The sequence below is a fragment of the Pseudomonas sp. MD195_PC81_125 genome (assembly GCF_014060985.1).
Lineage (GTDB): Bacteria > Pseudomonadota > Gammaproteobacteria > Pseudomonadales > Pseudomonadaceae > Aquipseudomonas > Aquipseudomonas parakoreensis.
Genome location: NZ_JABULD010000306.1, coordinates 1 through 5,039, shown reverse-complemented (window position 1 = coordinate 5,039; position 5,039 = coordinate 1). Strand labels below are relative to the sequence as shown.

At 60.5% G+C, this 5,039-nt stretch carries 4 protein-coding genes and 1 pseudogene; all 5 read left to right on the top strand.

What is annotated here, in order from left to right:
- Positions 1-167: 167 nt before the first annotated feature.
- Positions 168-935, top strand: a complete 768-nt coding sequence (locus tag HT737_RS13000) for a FadR/GntR family transcriptional regulator (protein WP_182402779.1) — start codon at positions 168-170, stop codon at positions 933-935.
- Complete coding sequence (locus HT737_RS12995; RefSeq protein WP_182402778.1) at positions 932-1,807, top strand: SMP-30/gluconolactonase/LRE family protein; 876 nt, start codon at positions 932-934, stop codon at positions 1,805-1,807. The genes HT737_RS13000 and HT737_RS12995 overlap by 4 nt, the downstream gene beginning before the upstream one ends.
- Positions 1,808-2,077: 270 nt before the next feature.
- Positions 2,078-2,896 (top strand): SDR family oxidoreductase, encoded by an 819-nt coding sequence (locus tag HT737_RS12990; RefSeq protein WP_182402776.1) that lies wholly within the window; start codon positions 2,078-2,080, stop codon positions 2,894-2,896.
- A 278-nt stretch (positions 2,897-3,174) separates the two neighbouring features.
- Positions 3,175-4,179, top strand: a complete 1,005-nt coding sequence (locus HT737_RS12985; RefSeq protein WP_047295641.1) for a substrate-binding domain-containing protein — start codon at positions 3,175-3,177, stop codon at positions 4,177-4,179.
- A gap of 171 nt (positions 4,180-4,350) precedes the next feature.
- Positions 4,351-5,039: pseudogene (locus tag HT737_RS12980) on the top strand (ATP-binding cassette domain-containing protein); the annotation flags it as partial.

The following is a 5,039-nucleotide window of genomic DNA, read 5'->3' as shown; positions in this document are numbered from 1 at the left end:
CTGCTCGCGAAGACGATATGTCAGTCGATATTAGGGCGACTGATACATCGCTTTCGCGAGCAGGCTCGCTCCCACATAGGATTTTAGAGTCACCTTAAAATCCCGATTGACTGTTAATCATATGATGATTAGCGTGAACACCCATCGCCAAGCGCTTTGAGGTCTTCATGTCCAGCAGCTTTCATGCATCAACAGTCGATTGGCTGGGCAGCTGGATTGCCGCTGGCCAGGTGAAACCGGGGCAGACGATCAAGGTCGAGGCCGATCTGGGCGAGCAGCTCGGCGTCAGCCGCACCGTGATTCGCGAGGCGATCAAGACGCTGGTCGCCAAAGGCATGCTTGAGGTCGGACCGAAAGTCGGCACCCGCGTGTTACCGGTGCGGCGCTGGAACCTGTTTGATCCGCAAGTCGTCGGTTGGCTATCGCGCAATGGCTTGCCGGAAAATTTCGTCGATGACCTGCTCGACCTACGCCGTACCATCGAACCGATGGCCGTGCGCTGGGCCTGCGAGCGCGCCAGCCTGGAGCAAATTCACGCGGTGCAACTGGCCTACAACGCGCTGGAGCGGGCGGTCGACAGCGGCATCGATTACAACCGTGCCGACCAGGTGTTCCACGAGTGCATTCTGGCAGCCAGCCATAACCAGTTCATTGAGCAAATGGTCCCGGCCCTCGGCGCCTTGCTCGCGGTGTCGTTTGAAGTCTCCGCCGCTGACCCTGATGAACTGCGTCGCACCTTGCCGATCCACAAGGACATGGCTGACGCCATCGCCGCCCGCGATGCGGCGCGCGGGGTGTGGGCCTGCATGACCCTGATCGACAATGCCGACCTGGCAATCAAGCGCTTTTACCCGCAGGTGATGGCCGACAAAAAAAGCCAGCTGACAACACAAATCCCCACCATAAAAACCACAAGAACCAAGGAGTTGCCATGAGCTGGACCGCCGTAACCCAACACCGCGCCAGACTCGGAGAAGGCCCGTTCTGGGACGCCCCCACCCAGGCGCTGTACTGGGTCGATATCGCCGGCCAGCAGGCGCTGCGGCTGATCGGCAACAACGTGCAGATTTGGCAGATGCCTGAGCACGTTTCGGCGTTTATCCCTTGCGCCAGCGGCGACGCGTTGGTGACCCTGAGCAGCGGCGTGTACCGTCTGGACCTCGATTCCCCGGGCCTTGAGCCACGCCTGACGCTGTTCTGCATCGCCGATCCGCAACCGGGCAATCGGCCCAATGAAGCGCGCTGCGATGGTCAGGGGCGATTGTGGCTGGGCACCATGCAGAACAACATCGGCGCCAACGGCGAAGACCTGCCGGTCGAGCGTCGTTCCGGTGGCCTGTTCCGCATTGATCCCGACCAGCGCGTCACACCGTTGCTGCGTGGCTTGGGGATTCCCAACACCTTGCTGTGGAGCGACGACGGCACCACGCTGCTGTTCGGCGACAGCCTCGACGGGGTGCTCAATCGCTATTTCATTCACACCGACGGCAATCTTGATGTCGCCAACCGCTGGTACGGTCCGGACCAGAACGGCGGCCCGGACGGTTCGGCAATGGACGCCGAAGGCTACGTGTGGAATGCCCGTTGGGACGGCAGCTGCCTGCTGCGTCTGACACCCGAAGGGCAAATCGACCGAAAAATCGATTTGCCCGTCAGCCGCCCGACCAGTTGCGTATTCGGCGGCGAAGACCTGAAAACCCTGTACATCACCAGCGCCCAGAGTCCGCATAACCATCCACTGGATGGTGCGCTATTGTCGATGCGGGTCGATGTGCCGGGCAAACTCTGCACGCGGTTTGCAGGTTGAATCCCAAAATATGGGATGCAAAATTATATATTGAGATTATTCGGTGGTCGGGTTTATAGTCGGCTCCAGCAGTAACACGCACTCACACTTAAAAAGAACAAAACAGGTGAAGTGATGCAGCGAATCTCTATCGCACTCCCCAACGGAGTCAGCGTCTCGCAACGGCCCGGCGTCGCTCGCCGCGCCTGCCTGTTTCGTTTCCACAGTCTTCCAGACCGGACATCGGCAGATGCCCGGTTTTTTTGTGCTGACGAACAGGAGTCCTGATCCATGGCTGAACCTCTTTCCTTGCCGCCGGTGCCTGCGCCGCCGAAGGGTGAGCGTCTGAAAGACAAAGTGGTGCTGCTGACCGGCGCGGCCCAAGGCATCGGCGAAGCCATCGTCGCCACCTTCGCCTCACATCAGGCCAGGCTGGTGATCAGCGATATTCAAGCAGAGAAGGTCGAGAAGGTTGCCGCGCACTGGCGCGAGCAGGGCGCTGACGTGCAGGCGATCAAGGCCGACGTCTCGCGCCAGCAAGACCTGCATGCCATGGCCAGACTGGCGTTTGAGCGGCACGGGCGCATCGACGTGCTGGTCAACTGCGCCGGGGTCAACGTGTTCCGCGACCCGCTGCAAATGACCGAAGAAGACTGGCGTCGTTGCTTCGCCATCGATCTGGACGGCGCCTGGTACGGTTGCAAAGCCGTGCTGCCGCAGATGATCGAGCAGGGTGTCGGCAGCATCATCAACATCGCCTCGACCCATTCCAGCCACATCATTCCCGGCTGCTTCCCGTATCCAGTGGCCAAGCACGGCCTGCTTGGGCTGACCCGGGCGCTGGGTATCGAATATGCGGCGAAGGGCGTTCGGGTCAACGCCATCGCCCCGGGGTACATCGAGACGCAACTCAACGTCGATTACTGGAACGGTTTTGCCGATCCGCACGCCGAGCGTCAGCGCGCATTCGATCTGCACCCGCCGAAACGTATCGGCCAGCCGATTGAAGTGGCCATGACCGCGGTGTTTCTGGCCAGTGACGAAGCGCCGTTTATCAATGCCTCGTGTATCACCATCGATGGTGGACGCTCGGTGATGTACCACGACTGAATAGCTTGGATTTCAGGCGGTGAACTCCGCGTGAAATCCAATCATCATACGATATGACTATTTTCAACAGGCTTTGCAGCAGTACGTGTCACGCCACCACACCTGTGGCGAGGGAGCTCGCTCCTGCTCGGCTGCGCAGCAGTCGTAAATTCGGGCTGCGCGGTGTGTTTGATTGACCGAGGTAACCGGTTTTAGGGCCGCTTCGCAGCCCAGCGGGAGCAAGCTCCCTCGCCACAAGCTGTTTAATTTGCTCAAGAAAAATAACAAGGAGTCAGCTTATGAAACGTCGTTTCGGGATTCGTACCCTGTGCAGTGCCGCGCTGGCGGTCACCGCGTTCAGTCTGAGCAGTACGCTGCTCGCTGCCGACGCCGTGAAAATCGGTTTTCTGGTCAAGCAGGCTGAAGAGCCATGGTTCCAGACCGAATGGGCCTTCGCCGAAAAAGCCGCCAAGGACAAAGGCTTCGAACTGATCAAGATCGCCGTGCCGGACGGCGAGAAAACCCTCTCGGCCATCGACAGCCTTGCGGCCAACGGCGCCAAAGGCTTCGTGATCTGCCCGCCGGACGTCTCGCTCGGCCCGGCAATCATGGCCAAAGCCAAACTCAATGATCTGAAAGTGATCGCCGTCGACGACCGTTTCGTCGACGCCAGCGGCAAGTTCATGGAAGACGTGCCGTACCTCGGCATGGCCGCGTTTGAAGTCGGCCAGAAGCAGGGCAACGCGATGGTCGCCGAAGCGAAGAAACGCAACTGGGACTGGAAAGACACTTACGCGGTGGTCAACACCTACAACGAGCTCGACACCGGCAAGAAACGCACCGACGGTTCGATGAAGGCGCTCGAAGACGCCGGCCTGCCGAAAGACCACATCCTGACCGCCGCGCTGAAAACCCTCGATGTACCCGGCAGCATGGACGCCACCAACTCGGCGCTGGTCAAGCTGCCCAGCGCAGCGAAGAACCTGATCATCGGCGGCATGAACGACAACACCGTGCTCGGCGGCGTCCGCGCCACCGAAGCCGCCGGGTTCGCTGCGGCCAACGTGATTGGTATCGGCATCAATGGCACCGACGCCATCGGCGAGCTGAAAAAGCCCAATAGCGGTTTCTTCGGTTCGATGCTGCCAAGCCCGCACATCGAAGGCTACAAGACCGCCGAGATGATGTACGAGTGGGTCACTACCGGCAAAGAACCGCCGAAGTACACGGCGATGGATGACGTCACCCTGATCACCCGCGAGAACTTCAAGCAAGAGCTGGAAAAAATCGGCCTGTGGAACTGAGGGCTGCTCGATCGGTGTGAAGAGGTGACTCAGATGCACGCGCAAGTACAGACACATGTAAACAGCAGCGGCGGCAGCCTGCGCTTCAACGGGATCGGCAAGACTTTTCCCGGGGTCAAGGCGCTGGACGCCATCAGCTTCGTCGCCCACCCGGGGCAGGTGCACGCCTTGATGGGCGAGAACGGCGCCGGCAAATCGACCCTGCTGAAAATTCTCGGCGGCGCTACATCCCGAGCAGCGGCGAGTTGCAGATCGGCGAGCAGACCATGGCGTTCAAGTCGACCGCCGACAGCATCGGCAGTGGCGTCGCGGTGATTCACCAGGAGCTGCATCTGGTGCCGGAAATGAGCGTGGCCGAGAACCTGTTTCTCGGTCATCTGCCGGCCAGGCTCGGCCTGATCAATCGTGGCGTCCTGCGCCAGAATGCCCTGGCCTGCCTCAAGGGCCTTGCCGATGAGATCGACCCGCAGACCAAGGTCGGGCGCCTGTCGCTCGGCCAGCGGCAACTGGTGGAAATCGCCAAGGCGCTGTCCCGTGGCGCGCATGTGATCGCCTTCGATGAGCCGACCAGCAGCCTCTCGGCGCGCGAAATCGACCGTTTGATGGCGATCATCAGCCGCCTGCGCGATGAGGGCAAAGTGGTGCTCTACGTCTCGCATCGAATGGAAGAGGTGTTCCGCATTTGCGACGCGGTGACGGTGTTCAAGGATGGCCGTTACGTGCGCACCTTCGATGACATGAGCCAGTTGACCCACGATCAGCTGGTGACCTGCATGGTCGGCCGCGACATTCAGGATATCTACGATTACCGCAGTCGCCCACGCGGCGCGGTGGCGTTGAAGGTCGACGGTTTGCTCTGG